Source organism: Prevotella sp. HUN102, from assembly GCF_000688375.1.
GTDB lineage: Bacteria > Bacteroidota > Bacteroidia > Bacteroidales > Bacteroidaceae > Prevotella.
On the sequence record NZ_JIAF01000003.1, the window covers coordinates 176705 to 202818 of the forward strand.

26 protein-coding genes and 2 tRNA genes are annotated in these 26114 nt (G+C 46.0%); 17 read left to right on the forward strand and 11 right to left on the reverse strand.

Annotation, left to right across the window (positions count from 1 at the left end; all coding sequences use genetic code 11):
• Positions 1–2: 2 nt before the first annotated feature.
• The 4 genes from glmS to P150_RS0103820 form a co-directional block, all read right to left on the reverse strand.
• A complete protein-coding gene (gene glmS, locus P150_RS0103805) occupies positions 3–1850 on the reverse strand; it encodes a glutamine--fructose-6-phosphate transaminase (isomerizing) (RefSeq protein WP_028896550.1) in 1848 nt (615 codons plus the stop codon).
• Between the two features lie 124 nt (positions 1851–1974).
• The gene (locus tag P150_RS0103810) at positions 1975–2754 is read right to left on the reverse strand and encodes a polysaccharide biosynthesis/export family protein (protein ID WP_028896551.1); all 780 of its coding nucleotides are present in this window, start codon (positions 2752–2754) and stop codon (positions 1975–1977) included.
• A 207-nt stretch (positions 2755–2961) separates the two neighbouring features.
• On the reverse strand, positions 2962–3084 hold the full coding sequence (locus P150_RS18110; protein WP_255327168.1) for a hypothetical protein: 123 nt from the start codon (positions 3082–3084) through the stop codon (positions 2962–2964).
• Positions 3085–3719: 635 nt separating this feature from the next.
• Complete coding sequence (locus P150_RS0103820) at positions 3720–4403, reverse strand: OmpA family protein (RefSeq protein ID WP_028896552.1); 684 nt, start codon at positions 4401–4403, stop codon at positions 3720–3722.
• A 275-nt stretch (positions 4404–4678) separates the two neighbouring features.
• Between P150_RS0103820 and proS the strand changes: the two genes are divergently transcribed.
• Both proS and P150_RS16810 read left to right on the forward strand, forming a co-directional pair.
• The gene (gene proS / locus P150_RS0103825) at positions 4679–6160 is read left to right on the forward strand and encodes a proline--tRNA ligase (RefSeq protein WP_028896553.1); all 1482 of its coding nucleotides are present in this window, start codon (positions 4679–4681) and stop codon (positions 6158–6160) included.
• 452 nt (positions 6161–6612) lie between these two features.
• Complete coding sequence (locus tag P150_RS16810; RefSeq protein ID WP_051617532.1) at positions 6613–6969, forward strand: hypothetical protein; 357 nt, start codon at positions 6613–6615, stop codon at positions 6967–6969.
• Between the two features lie 212 nt (positions 6970–7181).
• On the opposite strand, the gene P150_RS0103835 is transcribed toward P150_RS16810, so the two are convergent.
• The 4 genes from P150_RS0103835 to P150_RS17920 form a co-directional block, all read right to left on the reverse strand.
• Positions 7182–7649: a macro domain-containing protein gene (locus P150_RS0103835; RefSeq protein WP_028896554.1), complete on the reverse strand. Its 468-nt coding sequence runs from the start codon at positions 7647–7649 to the stop codon at positions 7182–7184.
• Between the two features lie 269 nt (positions 7650–7918).
• Positions 7919–9217 (reverse strand): DNA recombination protein RmuC, encoded by a 1299-nt coding sequence (gene rmuC / locus P150_RS0103845; protein WP_028896555.1) that lies wholly within the window; start codon positions 9215–9217, stop codon positions 7919–7921.
• A gap of 117 nt (positions 9218–9334) precedes the next feature.
• The gene (locus P150_RS0103850; protein WP_028896556.1) at positions 9335–11815 is read right to left on the reverse strand and encodes a bifunctional UDP-N-acetylmuramoyl-tripeptide:D-alanyl-D-alanine ligase/alanine racemase; all 2481 of its coding nucleotides are present in this window, start codon (positions 11813–11815) and stop codon (positions 9335–9337) included.
• A gap of 602 nt (positions 11816–12417) precedes the next feature.
• On the reverse strand, positions 12418–12696 hold the full coding sequence (locus tag P150_RS17920; RefSeq protein ID WP_231477569.1) for a transposase: 279 nt from the start codon (positions 12694–12696) through the stop codon (positions 12418–12420).
• Between the two features lie 721 nt (positions 12697–13417).
• Between P150_RS17920 and P150_RS0103860 the strand changes: the two genes are divergently transcribed.
• The 5 genes from P150_RS0103860 (at position 13418) to P150_RS0103885 (ending at position 15408) form a co-directional block, all read left to right on the forward strand.
• Positions 13418–13490, forward strand: a tRNA-Thr gene (locus tag P150_RS0103860).
• A gap of 6 nt (positions 13491–13496) precedes the next feature.
• Positions 13497–13567 (forward strand) — tRNA-Gly (locus tag P150_RS0103865).
• 234 nt (positions 13568–13801) lie between these two features.
• Positions 13802–14194, forward strand: coding sequence for a hypothetical protein (locus tag P150_RS0103875; RefSeq protein ID WP_197018040.1), 393 nt, complete (start codon positions 13802–13804; stop codon positions 14192–14194).
• A gap of 34 nt (positions 14195–14228) precedes the next feature.
• Positions 14229–14744, forward strand: coding sequence for a YARHG domain-containing protein (locus P150_RS0103880; RefSeq protein WP_028896558.1), 516 nt, complete (start codon positions 14229–14231; stop codon positions 14742–14744).
• 67 nt (positions 14745–14811) lie between these two features.
• Positions 14812–15408 (forward strand): vancomycin high temperature exclusion protein, encoded by a 597-nt coding sequence (locus P150_RS0103885; protein WP_028896559.1) that lies wholly within the window; start codon positions 14812–14814, stop codon positions 15406–15408.
• 278 nt (positions 15409–15686) lie between these two features.
• Here the strand turns inward: P150_RS0103885 and P150_RS17410 are convergent, their stop codons facing one another.
• The 3 genes from P150_RS17410 to P150_RS0103895 all read right to left on the reverse strand — a co-directional run bounded on the left by P150_RS17410 (position 15687) and on the right by P150_RS0103895 (position 17281).
• Positions 15687–15788, reverse strand: a complete 102-nt coding sequence (locus tag P150_RS17410; protein ID WP_155952918.1) for a smalltalk protein — start codon at positions 15786–15788, stop codon at positions 15687–15689.
• 337 nt (positions 15789–16125) lie between these two features.
• Positions 16126–16590, reverse strand: coding sequence for an HU family DNA-binding protein (locus P150_RS0103890; RefSeq protein WP_028896560.1), 465 nt, complete (start codon positions 16588–16590; stop codon positions 16126–16128).
• A gap of 244 nt (positions 16591–16834) precedes the next feature.
• Entirely contained in the window at positions 16835–17281 is a 447-nt protein-coding gene (locus P150_RS0103895; protein ID WP_231477570.1) for a D-Ala-D-Ala carboxypeptidase family metallohydrolase, read from the reverse strand.
• Between the two features lie 403 nt (positions 17282–17684).
• Between P150_RS0103895 and P150_RS0103900 the strand changes: the two genes are divergently transcribed.
• From P150_RS0103900 to P150_RS0103950, 10 genes are all read left to right on the forward strand, one after another.
• The gene (locus P150_RS0103900; RefSeq protein ID WP_028896562.1) at positions 17685–18074 is read left to right on the forward strand and encodes a BACON domain-containing protein; all 390 of its coding nucleotides are present in this window, start codon (positions 17685–17687) and stop codon (positions 18072–18074) included.
• A gap of 430 nt (positions 18075–18504) precedes the next feature.
• Positions 18505–18897 (forward strand): BACON domain-containing protein, encoded by a 393-nt coding sequence (locus P150_RS0103905; protein ID WP_028896563.1) that lies wholly within the window; start codon positions 18505–18507, stop codon positions 18895–18897.
• 10 nt (positions 18898–18907) lie between these two features.
• Positions 18908–19078, forward strand: coding sequence for a hypothetical protein (locus P150_RS17415; RefSeq protein WP_155952919.1), 171 nt, complete (start codon positions 18908–18910; stop codon positions 19076–19078).
• Positions 19079–19306: 228 nt separating this feature from the next.
• The gene (locus tag P150_RS0103915) at positions 19307–20167 is read left to right on the forward strand and encodes a hypothetical protein (protein WP_028896564.1); all 861 of its coding nucleotides are present in this window, start codon (positions 19307–19309) and stop codon (positions 20165–20167) included.
• A gap of 290 nt (positions 20168–20457) precedes the next feature.
• Positions 20458–20961 (forward strand): imm68 putative immunity domain-containing protein, encoded by a 504-nt coding sequence (locus P150_RS0103920; RefSeq protein ID WP_028896565.1) that lies wholly within the window; start codon positions 20458–20460, stop codon positions 20959–20961.
• Between the two features lie 108 nt (positions 20962–21069).
• Entirely contained in the window at positions 21070–22098 is a 1029-nt protein-coding gene (locus tag P150_RS0103925) for a hypothetical protein (RefSeq protein ID WP_231477571.1), read from the forward strand.
• Between the two features lie 75 nt (positions 22099–22173).
• Positions 22174–22620 (forward strand): hypothetical protein, encoded by a 447-nt coding sequence (locus P150_RS0103930; RefSeq protein WP_028896567.1) that lies wholly within the window; start codon positions 22174–22176, stop codon positions 22618–22620.
• Between the two features lie 647 nt (positions 22621–23267).
• Entirely contained in the window at positions 23268–23888 is a 621-nt protein-coding gene (locus tag P150_RS0103940) for a TetR/AcrR family transcriptional regulator (protein WP_028896568.1), read from the forward strand.
• Between the two features lie 77 nt (positions 23889–23965).
• Positions 23966–24712, forward strand: coding sequence for a 3-oxoacyl-[acyl-carrier-protein] reductase (gene fabG / locus P150_RS0103945; RefSeq protein ID WP_028896569.1), 747 nt, complete (start codon positions 23966–23968; stop codon positions 24710–24712).
• Positions 24713–25015: 303 nt separating this feature from the next.
• Positions 25016–25684 carry an RluA family pseudouridine synthase gene (locus P150_RS0103950; RefSeq protein ID WP_028896570.1) on the forward strand — a complete coding sequence of 223 codons (669 nt, stop codon included), beginning with the start codon at positions 25016–25018 and terminating at the stop codon, positions 25682–25684.
• Positions 25685–26114: the final 430 nt, after the last annotated feature.

The window sequence follows — 26114 nt, forward strand, 5'->3', positions numbered from 1 at the left end:
ATTTATTCTACTGTAACAGACTTTGCAAGGTTGCGTGGTTGGTCTACGTCCTTGCCCTTGCAGACGGCGATGTGATAGGCAAGCAACTGTAAGGGAATGGTTGAAACCAATGGTTCCAGACACTCCATCGTGTCGGGAAGCTCTATGACTGCATCTGCAATCTTCGCTATTGCCTCGTCGCCCTTGGACACCAATGCGATAACCCTGCCCTGACGGGCTTTTATCTCCTGTATGTTGCTGCGCACTTTTTCGTACATTGCATTGTGGGTTGCAATGACCACTACCGGCATATCGGAGTCGATCAATGCAATCGGACCGTGCTTCATTTCGGCGGCAGGGTAGCCTTCGGCGTGTATGTAGGAAATTTCCTTCAGTTTCAGTGCGCCCTCCAATGCGACTGGGAAACTGAAACCGCGTCCGAGATAGAGGAAGTTGTGGGCGTAGGTGAACGTGCGTGCAAGGTCGGCAACCTGTTCGTTGGTCTTCAATACTTCAGTTATCTTCTCCGGAATGCTTGCCAATTCCTGAACCACCTTCACGTATTCGCCGTGCTTGATTGTTCCCTTTGCATCTGCAAGGGCGATGGCAAACATTGTCAGAACTGATACCTGACCGGTAAATGCCTTCGTTGAGGCCACACCGATTTCCGGACCTACGTGTATGTACGTTCCCGTGTTCGTTGCACGGGGTATGCTCGAGCCGATGGCGTTGCAGATTCCATAGATGAATGCGCCCTTCTCCTTTGCCAGTTCCACGGCGGCAAGCGTGTCTGCCGTCTCGCCGCTCTGCGAGAGTGCTATCACTACATCTTCCTTCGTAACGACAGGATTGCGATAACGGAACTCACTTGCGTATTCCACGTCTACCGGAATCTTGCAGAAGGTTTCAATCAACTGTTTGCCGATCAGGCCTGCGTGCCAACTGGTGCCGCAAGCCACGATAATCACGCGCTTGGCATTGAGCAACCAACTGCGATAGTCTATCAGCGCACTCAGCGTAACGTGGTCTTGCTCCACGTTGATTCTTCCACGCATACAGTTCTTCAGGCATTCGGGCTGCTCGAAGATTTCCTTCAGCATAAAGTGGGGGTAGCCTCCTTTCTCAATCTGTCCGAGATTGATGTCCACCGTCTTGATTTCAGGCGACAGTTCCTCGTTCAGGATGTTTACCACCTTCAGTTCCTCACCGAGCTTCATCACGGCGATGTTGCCGTCTTCAAGGTAAACCACCTGATCGGTATACTCAATAATGGGGCTTGCATCCGAGCCAAGGAAGAACTCGTCGTCGCCGATTCCCACCACCAACGGACTCTGCTTGCGTGCTGCAATTACGGTGTCGGGGTGTCTTTTGTCGAGAATTGCAATAGCATAAGCACCGATAACCTGATGCAGAGCCACCTGGACGGCTGTCAGCAGGTCGAGATTCTTTCTTTCCTGAATGTATTCAATGAGCTGAACGAGCACTTCCGTGTCTGTGTCGGAAACAAACTTGATGCCTTTGTCCATCAGGTTTTTCTTGATTTCTGCGTAGTTCTCGATGATTCCGTTGTGAATGATGGCGAGATTTTTGGATTCGGAATAATGCGGATGCGCATTGGTAGAAGAAGGTTCTCCGTGTGTTGCCCATCTGGTGTGGGCAATACCTACGGAGCCTTCAATATTCTTTTCAGCGCAAAAGGATTCAAGGTCTGCCACCTTTCCCTTTGCCTTGTAGACGTTCAAATCGTCGTTGCCGTTGATCAGCGCAATGCCTGCGCTGTCGTAACCTCTGTACTCAAGTCTTTTAAGACCTTTAATCAAAATGGGATAAGCCTGTCGCTTTGTCCCTATGTAACCTACTATACCACACATAGTTTCCTGAATTAGTTTTAAATGTTAGTTTTTGAATGATAATAAAACAGATTTAAAACATTCATCATAAGAAACCTCCGAGCAATGTATAATAGTGTCTTTTCATATAAAAGCCGCTCCCTGATTATCTGAATATCGTTATCAGCAGACTGGACACCGTACTTGCAAGACCGACCAGAGAGAACAAGATGCTGGAATTGCTACCGAAGAAGGCGTTTCGAGCCTTGACCTTTTGAGGCTGCACGTAGATAATATCGTTCTGCTGTAAATAATAATAAGGTGAATTAATCAGGTTTGCGTCGTTGAGGTTCAGCCTCACATTGTGTTTCTCGCCCGTTGCGTCTTCGCGGATGAGCATAATGTTGTCGCGCTTGCCGTACACGGTAAGGTCTCCGGCCTCGGCGAGTGCCTCTACGATGCTCATCTTCTCCGTTGCCACGGGAATAACGCCCGGACTGTTCACTTCGCCCGTAACCGTTACTCGGTAGCTGCTCGTGCGAACTGCCACCAATGGGTTCTCGGTGCGTGCCAGATAAGGCTGTATTTTGCTCTTAATCAAGTCCTCACACTCGTTTTTGGTCAGTCCTCCCACGTGAATCTTGCCCACGATAGGAAAGTTTATATAGCCGTCATTGTCTACCAAATAGCCCGCAACTCTTTTTTCATTGCCGCCACCAGTTGTCTGCTGCTGGATGTTGAATGGCTTTGAAGTCAGTGGGTCTGTGGTCTGAACAAGGATTGTAAGTTCGTCTTTCGGCATAATTCTCGCATCATACAAGCCTTTTGATGCAGCGAGACTGATAGAATCAATATTCTGGAAGTAGGTAAACTTTTTCGTGGACCCACACCCTGTAATAAAAATAATCATAGCAAACGCAATGATCGGAAAAAGTAATTTCTTCATATATTTATAAGTGCAATAACGTTATTGTCTGGATATATCTGTTGCAAAATTACTACTATTTTTTGACAATGGCAAATGATAAGGTTATCTTTTGTTTTTTTTGTGTTTATAAGTGGACAAGAGGACAAGGAAACGAGAGAACAAGGAGACTTGCCTTATAATCAAGCTGACCTGCTCGTTCACTTGTCTCCTCGTCCTCTTGTCCACTTATAAAACTCCTCTTCGTCTGTTCATCTTCTTCAACGCCTGCTTTCTTCCACTCAGAATCTGTTCTACGCGAAGGTCGATGGCTGCGTCAAACTCTTGATTTTTTACAACTAATTTATCCATAATCATCAATCTTTATAATTCTCTAATGCTGCAAATTTAAAGCGTGTAATTCGTTTTTGAAAATGCCGAAGCCGTTTTCGTTGCTCTCCCTGTCGCTTTTTGACTCATATCAATGCACTTGATGTATGTCATTAAAGTTGCAGTAAGCTAACTGATAGGCTCTTCCACGCTTGGAGAATCGGCAGGAAAACAGTAACTTTGCACCGATATTTAAAGTTATTACAAACAATGACGTGCCAATGGGGCGCGCAGCAAAGAAGAAAAGAAATTAATTATGATGACATTCGGATTCTTAACCACCCTCGCAGCAATTCTCGCTGAAGTCTTGATTATTTCAAAGAAAATAAACCTTGGCGACTAAGCCGGGGATAAACAAGCATAAAGAAAGCAGCCCGTAAAGGCTGCTTTCTTCGTTTCAAACCCGTTTGTGCCTATTCCGTATTATATAAATGTATAGGGAGAACTCCGAAAGAAGCTCTCCCTATATGTTATTTATGTCCGAGTTCAGATTTGTTCCGAACTCGGGTAATTTGCTTGTAAATTTATAAACTTGTAAACTCGTTCCCTCGTAAACTTGTGGACTTGTCTTCTCGTCCCCTTGTTTCCTCGTAAACTAGTCTCCTCGTCTCTTACAATTATCTCAATGTACCGTTGTTGGCAGCATTGATCATTGACTCAGAAGCATACAAGTAAACCTCCACGCGGCGGTTCTTCTCGCTCACGGTCTTGTTCTCGATAGGATTTGAGCTGCCCAAACCCTCTACCGTGCGGATCTGACGGGCAGGAACGCCCTGTGAAAGGAGATAGCTTGAAACGGCAGAAGCACGCTTTTCAGACAGAGGAATGTTGATGTTGTCGTTGCCCGAAGCATCGGTGTAGCCCTGAATAGCCACGTCGCAGTCGGCATTCTTCTGCATAACCTTGGCGAAGTCTGCCAACTCCTTCTTTGAGCTTGCATTCAGGTCGGACTTGTTGAGACCGAACAGGATACCGTTGTCGAATGTTACCTTCACACATTCCAGACCGTTAGCGTCGGTTACCTTTTCAATCTTTGCATTCTGAACCTGAGCGGCAGTCTCGCGAGCCACCTTATCCATATGACGGCCGATGAGCGTACCAGCACCAGCACCAACAGCCGCACCGATAGCCGCACCGATCATAGTGCCCTTCGTGTTCTTGCCGATGATGTTACCGATGATACCACCAACTACTGCGCCTGCACCTGAACCTGCCAAACCGAAAGTTCCCTGCTTTGTTGCACAACTGGATACGAGTGTGAGCACACACATACCTGCTGCGATTGTCTTTAAATTCTTCATAATGTCGTAAATTTATAATATTTTTTCTTTTTACCTAATTTGTCGGCCTGTCCCAATTTCCGAGTTTACGAGGAGAAAAGCCCCATCCCTCATACTGTCAAATCCTTCAGCACGGCACAAAGATACAATAAATTGCACATTGTAGGGATTTATGCCAACATTTTTTTGTAATTTTGCACAAAGTTACGGCTTATACGCCACATAAGCAAAGGGAAATTCCTAAATAACGTAGGATTTCTCCTACAAAGCAAGAATACAAAGAACAAAATATAATTATGGCAAAAGAACTCAAAGACCTTACCAAGAGAGCCGAAAACTACTCTCAATGGTACAATGACTTGGTAGTAAAAGCTGACCTTGCAGAGCAGTCTGCCGTCAGAGGCTGTATGGTCATCAAACCCTATGGATACGCCATCTGGGAGAAGATGCAGGCACAGCTCGACAAGATGTTTAAGGAGACAGGCGTGCAGAACGCCTACTTCCCGCTGCTCATTCCGAAGAGCTTTCTCTCCCGGGAGGCAGAGCACGTGAAGGGATTCGCCAAGGAATGCGCCGTTGTAACCCACTACCGCCTCCGTTCCAACGAGGAGGGCAATGCAGTAGAGGTGGACCCGAGCGCAAAGCTCGAGGAAGAGCTGATCATCCGTCCTACCAGTGAGACCATTATATGGAACACTTACAGGAACTGGATCCACTCCTACCGCGACCTTCCGCTGATGTGCAACCAGTGGTGCAACGTGATGCGGTGGGAAATGCGCACCCGTCCGTTCCTCCGCACCTCCGAATTTCTCTGGCAGGAAGGCCACACCGCCCACGCAACACGTGAAGAAGCAGAAGAGGAAACAAAGCGTATGCTCAAGGTCTATGCCGACTTTGCCGAGCAATGGCTCGCCATTCCTGTGGTACAGGGCGTGAAGAGCGAGACCGAACGCTTCGCAGGCGCACTCGACACGTACACCATCGAGGCGATGATGCAGGACGGAAAGGCACTCCAGAGCGGCACGTCGCACTTCCTCGGACAGAACTTCGCCAAGTCGTTCGACGTTACGTTCCTTAATAAGGAAAATAAACCGGAATACGTATGGGCCACATCGTGGGGCGTAAGCACACGTCTCGTGGGCGCACTCATTATGACACACTCCGACGACAACGGTCTTGTGCTCCCTCCGAAGATAGCCCCGATTCAGGTAGTCATCATCCCGATATTCAAGGGCGACGAACAGCTCAACGCACTTACGGAGAAGCTCCAGCCGGTAATCGACCAGCTCCGCGCGCTCGGTATCAGCGTCAAGTTCGATAATTCCGACAACAAGCGTCCCGGTTTCAAGTTCGCCGACTACGAACTCAAGGGCGTTCCCGTGCGTCTGGCAATGGGCGGCCGCGACTTGGAGAACAACACCATCGAAGTGATGCGCCGCGACACGCTCGAGAAGGAAAGCGTAAGTTTCGACGGTATCGTGGACTATGTGAAGAATCTCCTCGACGACATTCAGGCAAACATCTACAAGAAAGCCGTGGACTTCCGCGATGCCCACATCTACGAATGCGACGACTACGAAGAGTTCAAGTCCAAGGTAAAGGACGGCGGCTTCTTCCTCTGCCACTGGGACGGCACTTCCGAAACGGAAGACAAGATCAAGGAAGACACACAGGCCACCATCCGTTGCGTTCCGTTTATGTTCGAGCAGACGGAAGGCGTGGATATGGTAAGCGGAAAGCCATCCAAATACCGTGTGCTTATCGCGCGTTCCTATTAATACTCACACCTTACTCCATAAATTCATCGGGCTGCAAGAAAGGTCTTGCAGCCCGATTTCTGTATCGTCAGGTTCCAGACATCTGAAACCGAAATTCTGATTCTCCAGACAAGCCACAGTAGCCTTGTCTGTTTCCCATCTTTCCTTTCCTCCCTGTCAATCTGTATGTCAGTCTCTGAAACGGACTTTCCTGATGGACGTTCTTAATCCAGAATATGATTGAAAAATCCCTGTTCCACACCGTTTTTCCGAATCCGATGAGAAGGAGGGAAGAAGGAGATTTCCTTGCAGGGGAATTACGGATGTTGGGTTTGTTTCTGCTCGCTTTTTGAAAGAATTTGTGAACAAATAATAAATTTTGGACACATAAGAAATGCTTTCGGTTTACATAGTGTATCTTTGCAGATGAAAAGATTGCAGTTTTTAATTTTAACAGTAACAGATTGAAGAATATGAAGAAAATCGTTTTAAGTTTTATAGCAGTGGCATTGCTGTCGGTATCAGCATCTGCCCAGAGTGTTAATTCCACAGACAAGCAGTGCAAGGCAACGGCCGATTGTGCCACTGGTGCAACGCGTCAGGCGTGCGAGAGTGGCAAGCAGTCGGAAAAGAAGGACTGCTGTGCCGACAAAGTGAAGACCGCGGCTGCGAAGGATTGCTGCAAGGACGGCGCAAAGGAGGCAAAGAAAGACTGCGCAAAAGCCGGTAAGAAGGATTGCGGCAAGTGCGAGAAGGGCAATGCAAAGGCTTGTCAGAATCAGGGTTCGGGCAAATGCGCCAAAAAGAAAACGACTGCAGCCCGAGGCTGATAGCTGAGATGCAGCGACTGCGACGCCGGACAGAACAGGCGTCTTGCTGAAACGCAGTATAAGCAGTATGCTGTCAGGGAAATAAAATAACGAATCGGGGCGAATGCAAGAGTGCATTCGCCCCGATTGGTGTATTCAAAAAATCCCGAGTTCGGTTGTGATTATATTAAGGAAGACATATTAAGGGGAATAGAGTGTCTGCACTTGTAATGCTAATTTTCGTATTCAATCTTGTAATCTTCATATACATTGAATATAGTTTCACTATCTGATAGAATGCTTTCAAGCAAGGGTTTTACTTCATTGTCCCAATCCAATTTACCCAATCCCGCACCTATTTTCGGGAGCGATACGGTTTTTATCCCTTTGCTTTTACATATTTTTTTCAATTCTTTCAATCCCTTGTTGAGAAATGAAAGTTCTGCGTGGTACATATCGGGTTGTGTGGCTATGTAGATTATACCCGGGAAACGCCCCTTGATTTCTCCTATGAAAATATCGCCTGCTTGAAACTTGGTGTTTCGTGTGTATTTCTTAAAAAGTTTCTGTATTTCAGGGAATTGACTTGACAACTTAAAGGCAAGTCCTGTGCCTAATCCTTCTTGCGAACCTGTTGCTACTCCTTGGGCTATATACTGGTCTTTGCTTTGCAATATGTTGCCCGAAACGTATTTTATCATATCTTCTTTCTTGTAAAATTGCAGATGATGTTGATGATGTTTTCCTTATCAGGAATGAAGCCTCATAACATTGTTTTCCATTTGTGCGAAAAACGGCCTTCGTTTGTGCGAAGAATGCAGACCGTTTGTGCGAAGATTGGACTGCATTTTTCGCAAGAATGGAAAGCGTGTTGCAGAAGGTTGATTTTCAGCAAGATAGAACGATGCAGCGTGCTTCCGAATCCAAATGATGAGGTGTGTGGATTTTGAATCCGATTGACCGTTCAGCTTCAGAGATTTTCGGGAATCTCCTTCTTCGGCGTTATGCCCAGGGCTTTCATTCCGTCGAGCCGTCGGACGATGTTTCCCTTGCCCTCGCTCAGCTGCGAATGCGCCTTGTCGAAATCCTGTTGCAACCGCTGTATGCCCGAACCGAGCTTCAGGAAGGTTTCGCCGAAGGTAACGAACTTGTCGTAGAGGTCGTTGGACTGGCGCAGAATCTCTTCCACGTTCTTGTTCATCCGGTAGTTCTGCCACATTGTGTGCGTGAGTTGCAGTGCCATCAGCAGGTTGCTGGGACTTAATATAATAATGTGTTTGCGATAGGCGTATTGAAGGATGCCCGAATCGGACTTCAATGCTGCCGAGTAGCCGCTCTCGTAGGGTATGAACATCAGCACATAGCCGATGCAGCCGGGCACGAGCGACTCGTAGTTCTTGCCCGAGAGTTCGTCCACGTGCTTCTTTACAGACGCTACGTGCTCTTTCAGCAGGCGTTCGCGCTCGTCGGCATCGTCGGTTTTTATGGCTGCGAGATAGGCCGTGAGCGACACTTTGGCGTCTATCACGGCACGGTCCTCGTTCGGAAACTCTATCACGGCATCGGGACGGAAGTTGTTGCCGTTCTCATCCTTGTAGTTCTGCTGCAGAAAATACTGCTGGCCCTTCACAAGTCCGCAGTCCTCGAGCGTCTTTTCCAGAATCATCTCTCCCCAGTCGCCCTGCATCTTCGAGTCGCCCTTCAGTGCCTGAGTCAGCGATGCGGCATCGTTTCCTATGCGTTCGGTCTGTTCTTGGAGCAGCTTCACGGTGCGTTCCTGATCCTCACGCATTGTTTTCACGGTCATTTCCTGTTCGGCGTGCCATCGTTTCATCGCTTCTTCAAAAGCCGTTTTAATCTCCGTTTTGTGTTCGGCGTTCTGTCTGCTGTTGGTTATAACGGTCTGATTGAAAGCCTCGAGTCGCTCTTTCAGAGGCGCAAGGAGGCTGTCGAGCCGTTCCTTGTCTGCCGTGTTGAGTTTGTTTCTGCTTTCGGAAAGCATATCGGCAGCCATAGTTCTCATTTCTTCCTGCAAGAGTCTGTTTTTTGCTTCCATCTGCTTTTGCAGTTCGCTGCGCAGTTCCCCGTTGTATTTACGTTCGGTGAGGATTCTTTCTTCGGCGGCTTTCCGTTCCGAATCAATTTGATTTTTCAGTACGGCAAGCTGTTCTTTGAGTTGGCTTGCCTGTCGTTCGCTTTCGCTGCGCAGGTATAGATATGCGAGCAAAGCACCGATGAGCAGACCGAGAATGAGCGTTAGGATGTCCATATTTTGTTATTTATATTTGTTTTTATTCTTTTTGAAAGGGTTGGGAGCTGTTTTGAGTGCGCCAATCAATTATTTCTCTCACGGATTTCACAACTTCGGCGAATCATTCCGATGCCGCTAATCTTGGAAATACACCCTCTTCACACGATTGCTGACATTCGTGAGCACTTCGTAGGGAATGGTTTCGAGCACGTCGCTGAGCACCGTTACGGGCAGGTTGTCGCCGAAGATTTCCACGGAATCGCCCTCCTTGCAGTCTATTCCCGTTACGTCAATCATTGCAACGTCCATACAGATGTTGCCCACGTAGGGAGCTTTCTGCCCGTTCACCAGACAGTAGCAGTGCCGGTTGCCCAGTTTCCGGTTCAGTCCGTCGGCATATCCTATCGGAATTGCCGCAATGAGGCTGTCCTGTTCTATCGTTCCCCGACGCGAATAGCCCACGGTGTCGCCCTTGGGAACGCTGCGCAGTTGGAGAATGGTGGTCTTCAGCGTGGAAACATTGTTGAGGATGGCATTCGTGCGTGGGTTCACACCGTAGAGTCCCAGCCCCAATCTGCACATATCCATCTGCCGTTCGGGGAAGTGTTCTATGCCCGCCGAGTTGTCGATATGGCGCAGAATCCTATGGCTGAAAGCCGATTGCAGTCTGCGGCTGCCCTCGTCGAAGCGTGCGAACTGCTCGGCGGAGAAGGAATCGAAGCCGTCTGCGTCGGAACCCACGAAATGCGAGAACACCGAACGGGGGATAATGGCGTTCTGATGTTTCAGCCTGTCGATGAGTTCGTCCATATCCGTGAGCGGATTGAAGCCCAGACGGTGCATCCCCGTGTCGAGCTTGATGTGTACCGGATAGCCCGTGATGCCCTCTTTCTGCGCCGCCTTCACGAGTGCGTCGAGCAGACGGAAGCTGTAAACCTCCGGTTCAAGCTCGTAATCGAAGAGCGTCTTGAACGAACTCATCTCCGGATTCATTATCATTATGCTGCTCGTGATGCCGTTCTTTCGGAGCGTTACGCCCTCGTCGGCCACAGCCACGGCGAGATAGTCCACCCGATGGTCCTGAAGCGTCTTTGCAATCTCCACGGCACCCGCTCCGTAGCCGTCGGCCTTAATCATACAGACGAGCTTTGTACTCGGTTTGAGGAACGAACGGTACCAGTTCAGATTGCCGACCATCGCATTGAGGTTTACCTCCAGCACCGTTTCGTGTACCTTGTTCACGAGGAGTTCCGTCAGTTGGTCGAACCCAAACGAGCGCGCTCCCTTCAGCAGAATCACTTCGTCGTGCAGACTGCCGAACACGTCGCTGTGGATGAAGTCCGTTACGGTGGCGAAGAAATATTTCTCGCCGATATACCTGAATGCGTTTCGCTGCGATTGCAGAGCCGTTCCTATACCGATGAATTTCTCCACACCACGCTTCTGCGCAAGGTCGGCCACTTCCTGATACAGTTGTCGGTCGGTCTCGCCGCTTTGGAAGATGTCGCTCAGCACGAGCGTGCGTCTGCGGCCCTTGTGGTCGGGACGACGGTTCATAAAGTCGAGCGCGATGTCGAGCGAATTGATGTCGGAATTATAGGAATCGTTGATGAGCGTGCAGCCGTGCTGCCCCTCTTTCACTTCCAGCCGCATAGCAACGGGTTCGAGTGTTGCCATTCTTGACGACAGTACACTGGCTTCAACGCCCAGTTGCAATGCCACTACGGCACAGGTAATGGAGTTGCATAGGCTCGCATCGTCTATGAATGGCAGCGTGAACGTGCCCTCCGTGGTTCTGTTCCAGACGTAGGAAACGGTGGAAGTGATGTTCTTTTTCTCGATGGATTTCACGAAGAAGGCGCACCGTTCATTCTTCATCGACCATCCCAGTCGCTTTCCCTCGTATCCCGTTTCCTCTATTGCCTTTGCCGCAATGTCGTCGTCGAGCGAATAGACAATGGCCTGCGAGTCGTGGAACAGGCGCGCCTTCTCCATACACTTTTCCTCGAGCGATGCGAAATTCTCCTGATGCGCGTCGCCCAGACTCGTCAGCACGCCTATCGTAGGGCGGATGATGTTGCGCAGAGCCTCCATTTCTCCCATCTTACTGATGCCCGCTTCGAACACGCCGACTTGTGAGTTTTCGTTGAGCAGCCACACCGACAGCGGCACACCAATCTGCGAATTGTAGCTGCGCGGCGAACGCGTAACCGTCATCTGTGGCGAAAGCAGTTGATAGAGCCACTCCTTTACCATCGTCTTGCCGTTGGAGCCGGTAATGCCCACAACGGGAATGCTGAACTCGCTTCGGTGCTTTTCGGCCAGACGCTGCAACGCCGAGAGGGCGTGCGCCACTTTGAGGAAATTTGCCTGTGGGTAGAGCTGCCCGAAATTCTGCGGCACGTCTTCCACCACGAAGTTTCTCACTCCGCGCCGGTAGAGCTCGGGTATATAGTGATGACCGTCGTTGCGCTCAGACTTCAGCGCAAAGAAGATTGTTTCTTCCGGGAAACATAGGGAACGACTATCTGTAAGCACGAAACCCACATTGGCGTCGGCCTCTCCGTAGCGATGCGCGCCAATGAGCGTTGCCACCTTTTCAATAGAGTAGTTCATTGGAATATATTTCTTTAAGTTTACGAGTGAACAGGTTTACAAGAGGACAAGTTCGCGGGTAGACACGTGAACAAGTGGACGAGGAGACAAGTTTACGAGTGGACAAGTTGTCGTGTCGGTCGGTTTTCAGACGCACCCAGTTTTCCCCGTGGGCAGTTCTCCCTCTCTGTTTATTGATGCAAAGGTACGCAAAAAGTAGAATGCAGGGTTGCTTTTCCTCCATTTTTTGTTCAGGGAAATAATATAACGTAAATGAAGATGAGCATAAGCGTGTCCGATTTTCTACACCTTATTATATATTTGAGTTGAGTATACATCCGAATTTGGAAGTATTCGATTGCGTTAATAACAATTCAGTCATCTTGTGGTTTTATCTCTCACGAATGCCACAGAATCAGAGACATTTATTTTTGCCACAGAGAAGGCTTTGCCTTCTCTGTATTGGGAAATAAGTGTAAATCTATGAATCTGCTTTCTATGTTAAAATCCAAATGATTTGGCCATTATTTTTCCTTTACGCTGATATTTTATAGTCCTTATCGAAAACCTGACCATTTCTGATTATGGCGGCCACTATGTGGACAAGCTTGTTTCTGACGTTGTCAAGTGCCACCTGCTTCTTTTTCCCTCTTGCGACAAGCCTTGAGTAATCCACAATAGCAGGATATTTTCCGCGGGTCGTGGCTGAACCTGCGGAAGTTGTCCGTGCAGACCATCAGGCACACGGCATTCTGCGTTCCTATGCCGGGTATGGAGGTAACTATGGTGAAAATCCAGGTAAGCTCCCCGTCAGACTCTATCAGGGACGCAATCCTCCTGTCCACCTTCTCTATCTCCCTGTTCAACTCCGAGACGATATGCCGTCCGCTTTGGGAGATCATAGTCTTGACGGACGATTTCTCCATGGTGAGTCTCTTCTCACCTCTCCGGACTTGGAAGTTGCACCCGTGCCTGACTATCATCTGTCTGTGGGGGAACAGCTCCCTGGGCTGCATAAGCGACTCGCTGAGCGGGTCGTACATGGCGGCCCTGTCATGGCTACGCATTGCATACTCCGCTGTCATTGAGGCATCGGCGCGGTCCGATTTCAGTCTCCGGATACCCGAGGAGTCCCTGACACTCTTGGCATTCTCAGGCCATGCGTCGAATCCCCTCCCATAAAGGAAGTTGCACAGCGGCTTGCTGTAGTCACCGGTGTTCCCACTGCGGTTGTCACTAATTTAATTATCAGAAATGGTCAATAGCTGTATGGACTGAAACTCTGACAAGGCTCCAAGGCCGGTAGCTTTCTATCTTGTCTCCGCGACTATGTCGGGGAGGTTCTGGACAGATTATGGCTTCCGTGCCGGCGGAATCCAGGGCCTACCTCTCCGACAGACCGATTCTTCCTTACGACAGCAAAGGTAGGATAGTGTCTTGAGCTGGCATTGTTTTTACATATTATTTTGCTTTCTTATGCGGCCGAGCCGCAATCTTCTGTAAATTTAGAGTGAAATCTGCGCCATCTGCGAGAAAGATACACCTAAAATGCCAAAGCAGCATTAATTTTATAGAGTATTATTTGGCTAATTATTTTTTTGTAAGTATCTTTGCAGTCGTATCGCCGATATGGCTCAGTTGGTAGAGCAACGCATTCGTAATGCGTAGGTCCCGGGTTCGAGTCCCGGTATCGGCTCTAAAGGCGGAATTAGCACATCGGTAGTGCACGGGCTTCCCAAGCCTGGGAGGCGGGTTCGATTCCCGTATTCCGCTCACTCCGTTTCATTTTTCCCTTTTCATTCAGCCTCTTATCGCTTTATCTTTGTAGCTGTAAAACCTAACCCCAATCAATGTGAATTCCAATATCTCAACAATCTGTTCAGCTATCATATCCGAGGTTTCGATAAAGAAAACCATTTTGCTCACAGGTCTCTGTTTCACCAGTATTACCACATTCGCACAATGGCAAAGCTCCGGTCTTGTAAAAGACGAGGGGGCTACACTAACGTGCGTAAGCGGCCTAGCGTAAACAGTCCCATCGTTGATAAAATCCAAGACGGATATTTTGTGAACTACACCGACCTGCGAACGGGCTGGGTAAAGGTTTATGAATACTCGAAAGATGGCATGGCCAAGGTAATAGGCTACATGGCTCGCAATAAAATTGTAGACTGGCCAAACGTATATGCCGTGCCTTACCTGGTGGAACCGGAAGGCGGATACACCAATATAAGAAAACGACCTGGCGGTGCGGTTGTGAGTAAAGTAAAAGATGGAAGTATCATTCTTGCCAACCCTGATGATTATTTCAGCCGCGATTGGGTAAGGGTATACAACCAGAGAGGTACTCTACTGGGCTACATACACTGTACCAAGCTCCTAAAATTGGCCGAACCCTAAACACAGTAGAAGTTATTACATACAAAAAACTGATATGAAAACGAAAATCTTCAGTATTTCACTGGTTATGGCTGCCATTATTATCATTGGCTGCCAAGACAACAAGAGCAAAAGCGAGAACCTGGAACAGATGATTGAACAACGCGCCCAGCAGAAAGCCGACTCCATGGCAAAGGCCGATTCCATTAACAAGCTGGTAGCCGAAGCCAAGGCCATCATCAAACGCGACAAAACCAAACATCAGCCAAGTCCAGAGCCACAGTCCCTTTATACAGAATACCCTACTGAGTTCGACTATTTGGCACAACGCAACGTAACAGAATCGGATGTTTACCGTTTAATGGATGCTTACGGTTTTAACTTCAGTGAAGCCTGCGGCTACCTACGCAACGCCGTTTACGCACGCCATGGCCGAAGGTTTGTAAAAAAGCAGTACCGAGATTTCTTTATGCAATTCGACTGGTATGCACCACAACGTACCGAGATTCCTGCATCAGAGCTTAATACCATAGAGCAAAGAAATATTTCAAAGCTAAAAGCCTTCGGCTGATTTCGGCACAGCATCTTCTACTTACACACACTAAGTAAAGAGGTAATTGCCTGCACACCACCAAAATATGTATATTGTAATTATATCAGTCGTTGCAATAGCTACAGTTATAGCTATAATTATTGTAGCTTGCAACATTTATATTATAAAAACCACCAATGGCAGCATAACTAAGAGCCCCACCCTTTTGCCCACCAGTGGTACAGTGCTTGTGCTGGGAACTGCACCATTACGAAAAAACGGCGAGCCCAATCCCTATTTTCACCATCGATTGGAAGCTATCTGGCGCATATGGCAGACCCGCCATTACAATAAAATCATCTTAAGTGGCTACGGACAGGAAACAAAAGCAATGCGCCACCTGCTTGTTGACAAGGGCATTCCAACCGAAATAATTCGAGAAGATAGTATGGGAAAGCGCACAATGGCTTCGATGAGCAGACTGAAAGAGATTTTTCAACTCAATGAGTGTATTGTAGTGTCACAGCGATTCCATTGCCAGCGTGCTATATTCCTAGCCAGAGCACTCGGTATTAATGCGGTGGGCTTTGCAGCACAAGATGTTCACAACAACAAAACATGGCTCATTCAGCTCAGGGAGTGGCTGGCTAAAGTAAAGGCATACCTCGAAGTAATGAAGTTGAAAATGGAATTCCAGCAATGAAGACTTACTTAATTTTGGAAAACCCATAAATCCGAATTCTGAAAAACAAACTAATTCAGAACCAAACTAGTCAGATAGGTATTTTTCCTACGTTTCCAACCATATTCCACTTTCACTCTCTTAAATGAATGAAGGAATATACTTATTACACTCGCCCATTTTTTCCTTTGTAAACCTGTCCATTTGTCTCCTCTCAGTCCCTCCCCACCACCACAAACATTTATATAAATATATAAATAGCGACAAAAAAGTGTAAAATTTTGTTGTACGACTATTATTTACATCATTCCCGCGCAGCTCGTTACGCCGAGCGTGGTGCCGAGCGCAGTAAGAACAGACAGCAACAACTGAATCACTAATTTCCAAGTTTCTTTTTTCATAGTTTCTCCACAATTTAAATTAAACATATTATTTCCCTGAATTCAAAGTCTGGATAACAGACTGAAAAGAAAATAGTTGCAGGGAAGCGAGCGAACAGGTTTGCAAAGATTTCATCCCGCAATTCAAAGAAATACGACAGAGCAAGTCAATACTAAGCCATCCGAACAAATATCCTTGCAAACTTATATCCTCGTCCACTCGTAAACTTATCTACTTGTAAACTCGTTCACTTGTCCACTTGTAAACTCGTCCACTTATAAACTTGTTCCCTCGTCCCTTGCCAACTATTTTCCCTTTTTGTCGCACATACAGTGCAACACCCTATTAAAGAGGTGCTTATGGATTCTCCTCGCCACTCTCTTCAGTGGTCTTCTTTTCCGATTCCACGCCCTCGTAAACAGGCATTTCCTCCACCTTCAGACCCGTGATGAAAGTCTTCTGGCGCACCCTGTCGGCACCCACCTTCGTTTCCGGTTGGAAAATCACGTGAGGCTTATAGATGTTCTTTGCCACCGAGAAGTCCTTCAGATTCTCTACGCCGCGGGAATGGATTGCCACCTTGAACGAACCGAAACCATCGAGCGTTACACGGCTGCCCTGCTTCAGCTCGTGCTCCATCTCTTTCACGAGCGCACTCACAACGGCGAGAATGTCAGACTCGGTTACGGTGCATCGGTCGCTGATTCGAGCCGACAACTCTCTGATTCCCACACGGTTGCTCACCACTGCACGCGCATACCAAAACCCCTTCTTACCGCCGAGTGTGCGCTTGTTCTGATACATACGATACTTAATTGCCATAATTTCAAATTGCCTCTCCCCGGTTTCCCGGAGTCTTTCGCAAGGACTAGCTTTTAAAAAGTTAAAAAAAATATATATTAGGAGATTTTTCTTTTAGGAGTTAAGACAACAGCTCACTTTTCAGAAGTTAAAGGAGTCAAAGAAGTCAAAAGGAGTTAAGACAACAGCTCACTTTTCAAGAGTTAAAGGAGTGAAGAGACAACAGCTCAAGCTGCAAGGATTTTCCCATTTCCCCTCTCCCATTTCACATCTCCCTTTTCCCATTTCCCATTTCAACCCCCACGTGAATCCATCTTTTCTTTGGCATTCCCCGTGGTTCGAGCACCAGTTCGGTGCATTTCCCGAGACTGCGTAGAACCCTTTCATACCGTCTGCACATCTCCATATTCGACACGTGGATATCCACCGCCATTCCCCTTATGTGCAGCGAATTGGGCACGCCTCCCACAGCCTTGTTCAACTGCTTGCATCTGTAACCACTCGTTACGATTACCCTCCCGACCCTTCGGCGCAGAGGCTCGAGCACATTCACGCACAATGCCCTCAGATTCCGAATCATCTCCTCGTCCGTCAGTCCGTCTTCAGGATGCGCAGACGGCACATTCTTTATATTCCGCTGAATCGCTATTCCCGACCTCAGCATTTCGCCCACCGTGAAATGTGGCGACAGTTTTTCTTCATAATCAATCATAATCATATAAATAGATTAGTATATTATAATATGTATATATTTTTATATATTAAAACAAAACAGTAGAATTTCCCGGACACTCATCCGTTCCTCATCCGTTCCGTTTACAGTTGCAAAGTTACAACTTCAACGCACCGAAAGCAAAAAAGAGCAATATACTAAACACACAACATTATGATACACCATTTACAATCGTCTGACAGTCAATCATCTTACACACACCATCTACTTTGCCATAAATGTTAAATCCTGTCCGATCTGCCGAAAAAATGCGGTGCTTCGCTCGTGGTGTAGCAAAATTTTTGTATATTTGTTCACACAAATGATATACTTGAAAAATAACAGCCGATTTCGTTATCAGCAGAAAGTTATCGCTAAAAAAAAACATACTAAAACCAAAAATATGAGAAAGACAAAGAAAAGAAATCTGTGGCTCACGGCTATATTGCTGCCATTGCTGCTTGCATCCTGCATACCTTGGGACAACTATGGTTTCCCGGGTATTGTGAAGTTTGGGAAAGAGGGCGGCTCTAAAGTTTGCGTCGGCTCAGAAGGTTTCTATCATATTTCCATTCACGATTATGATGGAAACGGGCCTGGCAGCATCACACAGGGAGAATACGATACGGTAATTGTAACTTATGACTGGCTGACTGTCAAATACAAATATCCGCTCACGGTTCCACATTTCAAGATGACAGCGCAGCCAAACACCACAGGCAAGAAACGCACACTGTATGTAAGCGTTGCAGTCGATGATTTTTCCGCAGACATCAAGGTAACGCAGCGTTGAGCAGTTTGCTATGAAGGGAAAGGAGCTATAGGAGGAGTTAAAGAAGTTAAAGGAATTAAGGGAGTTAAGACACAAGAAGCATTACAGCCATACTTTGGAACAAATAAACAAGTTGCGGACAACAAACAGCTTAACATCTTAAACAATGCGCTTTCCGAAAAGCCGATAACGGCAGTACGAGAATTTAGAGCAATATACTAAATAATACTCCACTTTCAATCGTCTGCCTGTCAATTATCTTACTCGCACCATCTACTTTGCCACAAATGTTAAATCCTGTCCGATCTGTCGAAAAAACATAGTGCTTCACTCGTGGTGTACCAAAATTTTCGTATATTTGTTCACACAAATGATATACTTGAAAAATAACAGCCGATTTCGTTGTCAGCAGAAAGTTATCGCTAAAAAATCACATACTAAAACCAAAAATATGAGAAAGACAAAGAAAAGAAATCTGTGGCTCACGGCTCTATTGCTGCCATTACTGCTTGCAGCCTGTGCACCTCTGGACAACTATGGCTTCCCGAGGATTATGAAATTTGGGAAAGAGGGCGGCTCTAAAGTTTGCGTCGGCTCAGAAAGTTTTGGTAACATTTCCATTCACGATTATGATGGAAACGGGCCTGGCACCATCACACAGGGAGAATACGATACGGTAATTGTAACTTACGACTGGCTGACTGTCAAATACAGATATCCGCAATTCACGGTTACACATTTCAAGATGACAGCACAGCCAAACACCACAGGCAGGAAACGCACACTTTATGTAAGCGTTGCGGTCGATGATTTTTCCGCAGACATCAAGGTAACGCAGCGTTGAGCAGTTTGCTATGAAGGGGAAAGGAGTTATAGGGGAAGTTAAAGGAGTTAAGGGAGTTAAGACACAAGAAGCATTACAGCCATACTTTGGAACAAATAAACAAGTTGCGGACAACAAACGGCTTAACATCTTAAACAATGCGTTTTCCGAAAAGCCGATAACGGCAGCTACGAGAATTTAGAGCAATATACTAAATAATACTCTACTCTCAATCGGCTGCCTGTCAATTATCTTACTCGCACCATCTACTTTGCCATAAATGTTAAATCCTGTCCTATCTGCCGAAAAAACACGGTGCCTCGCTCGTGGTGTACCGAAATTTTCGTATATTTGTTCACACAAATGATATACTTGAAAATAACAGCCGATTTCGTTGTCAGCAGAAAGTTATCCACAAAACAAGAAAAATATGGCAAAATACGGTTACAATAAAGAAATAGGGTTCTTCGAGATAGACCCAACGGCTCTGTCGGTTGGACTGTCGTATGCAGAGAAAAATGAATATACAGCATTACGGATTCGTTGCCTAAATCAGAATAATGGGCAACGATATACGTTGGATTTTTCCGTCTTTGCAGACAAATATTTTGTTAGAAAACTAATAATCGGAGATTGTTTTCTTATAGAGAAAATTCTAAATATTGACGCTTTATACACTTTACATAATCTTGAATTTTTAAGTATCTCCCAACCGATACGGTTAGATTTATCGCAATTCAGCAATTTGACAACACTTTATATTACTGGCGATAATAAAGTGAAAAATATAGAGGCACTGATAAATCTAAGGCATTTATTGCTTAGTTCTACTTCACATACGGATTTGACGCATCTTGAAAATTTGCGAAACTTGGAGGCATTGCGAATATCTGGAGGAAAAATCACAAGTTTACAAGGCATCGAAGCATTTAAGAATTTAAATAGTCTGAAACTACTGTATTGCCGTAAACTAACAGATGTAAACTCTATAAGCAAACTCGCATATCTTAAAAAATTACATATAGAAAAATGTGGACAAGTTGCCGATTTGTCTTTTTTGCAAGGAAATCAAACCATCCGGGATTTATTTGTGGAAAAGGTGAGTAACCTTAATTTTATTTCGTCTATGCCCAATCTTGAAAAATTTTCTTTTTGGAACTGTATAAACGGAGATTTAGAACCGCTAATACATACTCCAAGCCATATTTATTTTTATCCAAACAAAAAGCATTACAGCCATACTTTGGAACAAATAAACAAGTTGCGGGCAACAAATTGCCTAACATCTTAAACAATGCGCTTTCCGAAAAGCCGATAACGGCAGCTACGAGAATTTAGAACAATATACTAAATAATACTCCACTTTCAATCGGCTGCCTGTCAATTATCTTACTCGCACCATCCACTTTGCCATAAATGTTAAATCCTGTCCTATCTACCAAGAAAATACGGTGCCTCATTCGTGGTGTAGCGAATTTTTTGTATATTTGCTCACACTAATGATATACTTGAAAATAACAGCTGATTTCGTTGTCAGCAGAAAGTTATCGCTAAAAAATTACATACTAAAAAATATTGAATATGGAACTTTACATAAAAAAATGGTGGGGCAATTATGTCGGTGGATGCGATGACACATTCCTATTGCTCGACTATTTCGGAAGTCAAAAGCAAGACAACTTGGAATTAAGCAAAATATTATCCGATATTCATTTGAACACCTTATTGAAAGAAAACTCGGTAAATGAAGGGGATGCTTATTTTACCATAAATGAATCTTATGAGCCTCACTTTGATATGGCTACTGACGTAATAATAGACCTGTCTGCCATATTACTGGAAAGCATAAAAAACGGAAAGGTCAATATGAAGGAATTAGACCCTAATAGTGAATATTCTAATTTTTTTTCTATCTCTACATCAAAAGATGATGCAATGCTTCTTCTAAATGGTCTGAACAATTTTATAAACACCCCACAAGAATATGAATTGGCAGATTTTATGGATGAAAGCGAATTGGAAGAATTAGTCAGCGACTGCAAGGAGATTAGCGGTATATTAACCGATTGCATCAGCCAAATGTAGCGATGACAAGCAGCCGCTCTGCCTAAACGGCAACAAGGCAAGATAGACGGAACTATAAATAGGCAAAGTAATATCTAAACGGTATTCCTTTCGCAACATTAAAATTCAATGATGAAAGCAAAACTGACAAGAATAAAAGATTGGGAGTTTGACGGAATAAAATTGTCTGGCACTTCCTTCAAATATAGCCCACTTGGCGAAAAAGGAATGGTTGCTCGCGGCGAAGATGAGATAGTATTCTCCATTTATCATTCACAGCAAAAATCGAAAGGAGTGCTATGGGTAAAAGGAGATGCTTCCCGATTTATCCCCAGTCCAGAACCCCAAGAAATGCAAGACCTTGCTCAAGCACCCGTACTTTTATCCTGCAACAACGGAATATTGTTTCTTTGTGGAGCCGGCAAAACTCTTTGGTGGTTATCTGAAATAAATGGCGATTGGATTTCTATTCCTATGGACAACTGGTGTGTCGGTGGCATACCTATGCCAATAGCTGTTACGGGAGAACATAACGTATTTCCTATCGTATGCAGGGTAGACAGGCTTCTGGAAGCAACAAACAGTTTCACAACTCTGACTGTCAATTTCGCAACAATGACTGCCCGTTGGTCCGACATTGGTTCTTGCGTGTACAGCAAGGCAGGAATCCGGCAGACGCATCTTGATTCGGTAACAAAAGCAAAGGGAGATTTCTCCAAAGCAGCTTTCAGCTACAACTATCCTCTGATAGGCTCCATTCAAGAACAGGCTGGACATCTATATGCTTTCTTAGAAAGTAGCACGATTAATCCGGCAGGCTTAGTTGGAATGGGATATTATTGGTATATGGAATTAGAGTCCAACGGCTTGTTCAAAAAGAAACTGTGGGGCAAAGACTATTTAAACAATCTGCCCGGAAAATACGGGATGCGAGGTAAATTCTCCGGAGACAGAACTTGGCTAATCTTATCTTCCATTTTCAAGACAGATGAGTGGAAAGGCAAGCAAAAACTATTGCGGCTTGCTGACTGCACATTGGCCGACCTCGTTATGCCTCGCGGATACAGTACTTTCCGATTGTTAGACGTGTGGAACAACCGGGCATTCATCTGTAATGAAGATACAAAGCTGGCTCTTTGTGAAATAATATGGGAGTAACTATTTATAAATATTGCTATTCTCAAAATCTACAAACGAATTATAATTCATTAAGCTCACATTAAAAATAACATTATGGTAAGATTTATAAAGGCAACGTATGAATTACATTTCATCGCAGTAGAACAACAAAGACAAATAATAAAAAGAGCCGCAAACGATATTATTGATAATTTCAATGATTGGACTTGGCAAAATTCAATATATGATAAACTTCGTAAAGTCGAAAATCATAATACTTCATTATTAATTGTTTTAAGATTATTTCATCAAAGTGAAATAGAAGAAGGTAAACTAAAGTCGTATACCCGGTATATAAAGAAAAAAGAAAGGCTTGTTATTGACCAAATGCTTGCTTTGGATGATTATCTGAATTTGACAGAAAATGAAATCAGGCAAAAGCTCTGCAATGACATTTGTAATTACGTTTGCGATATGTTGAAAAAATATAAAGACCAATTTTGCGATTTTGACGCAATGTCATTTATTCCGTTGTTTAAAACCCAAATGGATAGAATTTAAAATAATAAATTTCCATATTTATGATTATGGAAATAAATTAAGCAGATAACATACATCTGTTCTGCCTAACGTCGGCAAGCTATATCCCATTATAAACCCCCGAGAAGCAAAAACACAATGAATAACACCACATACACGTTGTAATTATATAAAAACAGCTCAAGCTATAAGGATTTTCAAATTTCACACCTCCCATTTCACATCTGATAATCAGGAGATAACCTTGTGTTTTCAAAACGTGCGAAAAATGCACGCTATTCTTCGCAAGAATGCACGCCAATCGCACGAAGATTGTACGGCGTTTATCGCACTATTGGAATGAGAACACAGGCCTGACACCTGACCAGAAGGAAAAGAATCCGTGAGAGGGGCATTATAGGGGGGAAGAAGTGAAAGGAGTGAAAGGGAGTGAAGACATTTGAAGGAGTTAAGGAGTTAAAGGGAGTTAAGACAACAGCTCGAGCTGCAAAGTTTTTCTCATTTCCCATTTCACATCTCCCATTTTCCATTTCACATTTTCCATCTCCCATTTCACATCTCCCATTTTCAGATTTTTCTTAAATAACTTGTGGGTTCGTATTTTTTTTCCTATATTTGCACATTAGATTTGTATTGTGCAAACCATTTAAACCAATAAGGATAAACAGATGTCGATTTCCAAAACCAGACAGAAACTCGTTGATGTAGCCAGGCAGTTGTTTGCCAAGAACGGCATTGCCAACACCACGATGAACGATATAGCGAAGGCTTCGGGCAAGGGTCGCCGCACGCTCTACACCTATTTCAAGAGCAAGGACGACGTGTATTACGCCGTGATAGAAACGGAGCTGGTGCGCTTGTCGGACAAGCTCGACGAGGTGGCATCGAAGAATATTCCGCCACACGACAAGATCATCGAACTCATTTACACGCACCTCAGCATGATCAAGGAAACCGTGATGCGCAACGGCAACCTGCGTGCCGAGTTCTTCCGAAACATCTGGATGGTGGAGAAGGTGAGGAAGAATTTCGACGAGGACGAGATAGAACTCTTCCGCAAGGTCTATACCGAGGCGAAGGAGGCCGGGGAGATCGACATCGACAACGTGGAGCTCGTGGCCGACATCACCCACTACTGCATCAAGGGCTTGGAAGTGCCCTTCATCTACGGACGGCTCGGGCACGGACTCACCGAAGAAACCAGCCGCCCGCTCGTGGCAAAGGTGGTCTACGGTGCGCTCGGAAACAAGATAAACAGGCAGCCCTTCGAGCCGAAGGACGATTTCTAAGGCCCGGAAGCCCGGAAACGTTCAGGGATTTTACCTTATTATATATAATAAATAACTATCTAAAATAAAATAAGACTATGGGATTATTATCAGGAAAGACAGCCCTCATCACGGGTGCTGCACGTGGCATAGGCAAGGCTATCGCCGTAAAGTTCGCACAGGAAGGTGCCAACATCGCATTCACTGACCTCGTTATCGACGAGAACGGTAAGGCTACCGAGGCAGAAATCGCCGCTCTCGGCGTGAAGTGCAAGGGATATGCGAGCAACGCTGCCGACTTCGCACAGTCGGAGGAAGTAGTGAAGCAGGTTAAGGAAGAATTTGGCGCAATAGATATTCTCATCAATAATGCCGGTATCACGAAGGACGGTCTGATGCTCCGAATGACGGAGGCACAGTGGGACGCAGTAATCGGCGTGAACCTCAAGAGCGCGTTCAACTTCATCCACGCCTGTGTGCCCGTGATGATGCGTCAGCGCGGCGGCAGCATCATCAATATGGCAAGCGTCGTGGGTGTTCACGGCAATGCCGGTCAGGCTAACTATGCCGCTTCCAAGGCAGGTATGATAGCTCTGGCAAAGTCGGTAGCTCAGGAAATGGGTCCGAAGGGCATCCGTGCCAACGCCATCGCCCCCGGCTTCATCGACACGGCTATGACGCAGCAGCTCTCCGAAGAAATCCGCAAGGAATGGGCTTCAAAGATTCCATTGCGCCGCGGCGGCACAACCGAGGACATCGCAAACACAGCCCTCTACCTTGCTTCAGACCTCTCCAGCTATGTTTCCGGACAGGTGATTCAGGTAGACGGCGGTATGAATATGTAAGTTGATAAGTTTAAGTTTTTAAGTTTACAAGTGAACGAGTGAACAAGTAGACGAGTAGATTAGTTTACAAGTTTACGAGCGGACAAGTAAACGAGTGAACAGGAGGACAAGTTTACAAGGAGATTACTTTACGGGTGGCAGGTCAGGAAAATGGCAGCAAATGCCAATGACATTGCAATGAAGAAACCTACTCGTAAACTTGTCCCCCTTGTTTCCTTGTGAACTACCAATCAACTTGTCCCCTTGTAAACTAACCTACTTGTTTCCTCGTTCCCTTGTAAACTTGTTCACTCACTTTTTAATATGCAAGTAATCTACGAAGACAATCACGTCATCATCGTCCATAAGGAAAGCGGCGAGATAGTGCAGGGCGACAAGACCGGCGACCGTCCGCTCTCCGAAACAGTCAAAGAGTGGATAAAGGAGAAGTATGCCAAACCGGGAAACGTTTTTCTCGGCGTGGTCCATCGGCTCGACCGTCCCGTTTCGGGTCTCGTTGTATTTGCCAAAACCTCCAAGGCACTCGCGCGCCTGAACGAAATGTTCCGTAAGGGCGAAGTGCATAAGACCTACTGGGCACTGGTGCAGACGCCGCCGGCCGTGCCCGAAGCCACGCTGACCGACTGGCTCGTGCGCAACGAGCGGCAGAACAAGAGCTATGCCTACGACCACGAAGTGCCCGGTTCCAAGAAATCCATTCTCCACTACAAGACCATCGGCTCCACTGACCGTTACACGCTGCTCGAAGTGAACCTTCTGACTGGCCGCCACCATCAGATACGCTGCCAGTTGGCAAATATGGGCTGCCCCATCAAGGGCGACCTCAAGTATGGCGCGCGCCGTTCCAATCCCGACGGCAGCATCTCGCTCCTCAGCCACCGCGTGGAGTTTATCCATCCCGTTTCAAAGGAAAACATCTCCGCCGTCTCGCCGTTGCCTGCCGACAGAGCTTGGGAAGGGGTAAAAAAGTAAAGGGGGATGAGCAAACGAGAGAACAAGGATACAAGAGAGTTAGTTCCCGTCTTCACACCAATAAAAGCTATATTGTCTTCATTCTTCGGCACGCATTCACACAAAGCATCCATAAACACAACTGCGCATCTATTCTTTTTCGCGCATTGCTGCAAACATTATCTGTGCTATCCTTATAATGATTGCACTCTCTGTGCCGAGAAACAGCTATCTGTGAATCTGTGCAATCCACGAGAGGGGTATTTCTCACAAATAGTGCAGGCTCTATCTCATTGATTCGCAAAATCGGCGTAATCTGCGTGAGATGGTTTCTCGCAGATGGCGCAGATTACGCTGATTCTGTTTTATTATAAGATGGGAAATGGAAAAAAGCCGTGCAGATTGAACCATTGTCTTAACTCCCTTTAACTCCTTTAACTCCTTTAACTCC

Coding starts and splice junctions, on each gene's coding strand:
- glmS (WP_028896550.1), bottom strand. CDS start 1,850: ATGTGTGGTATAGTAGGTTACATAGGGACAAAGCGACAGGCTTATCCC.
- P150_RS0103810 (WP_028896551.1), bottom strand. CDS start 2,754: ATGAAGAAATTACTTTTTCCGATCATTGCGTTTGCTATGATTATTTTT.
- P150_RS18110 (WP_255327168.1), bottom strand. CDS start 3,084: ATGGATAAATTAGTTGTAAAAAATCAAGAGTTTGACGCAGCCATCGAC.
- P150_RS0103820 (WP_028896552.1), bottom strand. CDS start 4,403: ATGAAGAATTTAAAGACAATCGCAGCAGGTATGTGTGTGCTCACACTC.
- proS (WP_028896553.1), top strand. CDS start 4,679: ATGGCAAAAGAACTCAAAGACCTTACCAAGAGAGCCGAAAACTACTCT.
- P150_RS16810 (WP_051617532.1), top strand. CDS start 6,613: ATGAAGAAAATCGTTTTAAGTTTTATAGCAGTGGCATTGCTGTCGGTA.
- P150_RS0103835 (WP_028896554.1), bottom strand. CDS start 7,649: ATGATAAAATACGTTTCGGGCAACATATTGCAAAGCAAAGACCAGTAT.
- rmuC (WP_028896555.1), bottom strand. CDS start 9,217: ATGGACATCCTAACGCTCATTCTCGGTCTGCTCATCGGTGCTTTGCTC.
- P150_RS0103850 (WP_028896556.1), bottom strand. CDS start 11,815: ATGAACTACTCTATTGAAAAGGTGGCAACGCTCATTGGCGCGCATCGC.
- P150_RS17920 (WP_231477569.1), bottom strand. CDS start 12,696: ATGATCTCCCAAAGCGGACGGCATATCGTCTCGGAGTTGAACAGGGAG.
- P150_RS0103880 (WP_028896558.1), top strand. CDS start 14,229: ATGAAAACGAAAATCTTCAGTATTTCACTGGTTATGGCTGCCATTATT.
- P150_RS0103885 (WP_028896559.1), top strand. CDS start 14,812: ATGTATATTGTAATTATATCAGTCGTTGCAATAGCTACAGTTATAGCT.
- P150_RS17410 (WP_155952918.1), bottom strand. CDS start 15,788: ATGAAAAAAGAAACTTGGAAATTAGTGATTCAGTTGTTGCTGTCTGTT.
- P150_RS0103890 (WP_028896560.1), bottom strand. CDS start 16,590: ATGGCAATTAAGTATCGTATGTATCAGAACAAGCGCACACTCGGCGGT.
- P150_RS0103895 (WP_231477570.1), bottom strand. CDS start 17,281: ATGATTGATTATGAAGAAAAACTGTCGCCACATTTCACGGTGGGCGAA.
- P150_RS0103900 (WP_028896562.1), top strand. CDS start 17,685: ATGAGAAAGACAAAGAAAAGAAATCTGTGGCTCACGGCTATATTGCTG.
- P150_RS0103905 (WP_028896563.1), top strand. CDS start 18,505: ATGAGAAAGACAAAGAAAAGAAATCTGTGGCTCACGGCTCTATTGCTG.
- P150_RS17415 (WP_155952919.1), top strand. CDS start 18,908: ATGAAGGGGAAAGGAGTTATAGGGGAAGTTAAAGGAGTTAAGGGAGTT.
- P150_RS0103915 (WP_028896564.1), top strand. CDS start 19,307: ATGGCAAAATACGGTTACAATAAAGAAATAGGGTTCTTCGAGATAGAC.
- P150_RS0103920 (WP_028896565.1), top strand. CDS start 20,458: ATGGAACTTTACATAAAAAAATGGTGGGGCAATTATGTCGGTGGATGC.
- P150_RS0103925 (WP_231477571.1), top strand. CDS start 21,070: ATGATGAAAGCAAAACTGACAAGAATAAAAGATTGGGAGTTTGACGGA.
- P150_RS0103930 (WP_028896567.1), top strand. CDS start 22,174: ATGGTAAGATTTATAAAGGCAACGTATGAATTACATTTCATCGCAGTA.
- P150_RS0103940 (WP_028896568.1), top strand. CDS start 23,268: ATGTCGATTTCCAAAACCAGACAGAAACTCGTTGATGTAGCCAGGCAG.
- fabG (WP_028896569.1), top strand. CDS start 23,966: ATGGGATTATTATCAGGAAAGACAGCCCTCATCACGGGTGCTGCACGT.
- P150_RS0103950 (WP_028896570.1), top strand. CDS start 25,016: ATGCAAGTAATCTACGAAGACAATCACGTCATCATCGTCCATAAGGAA.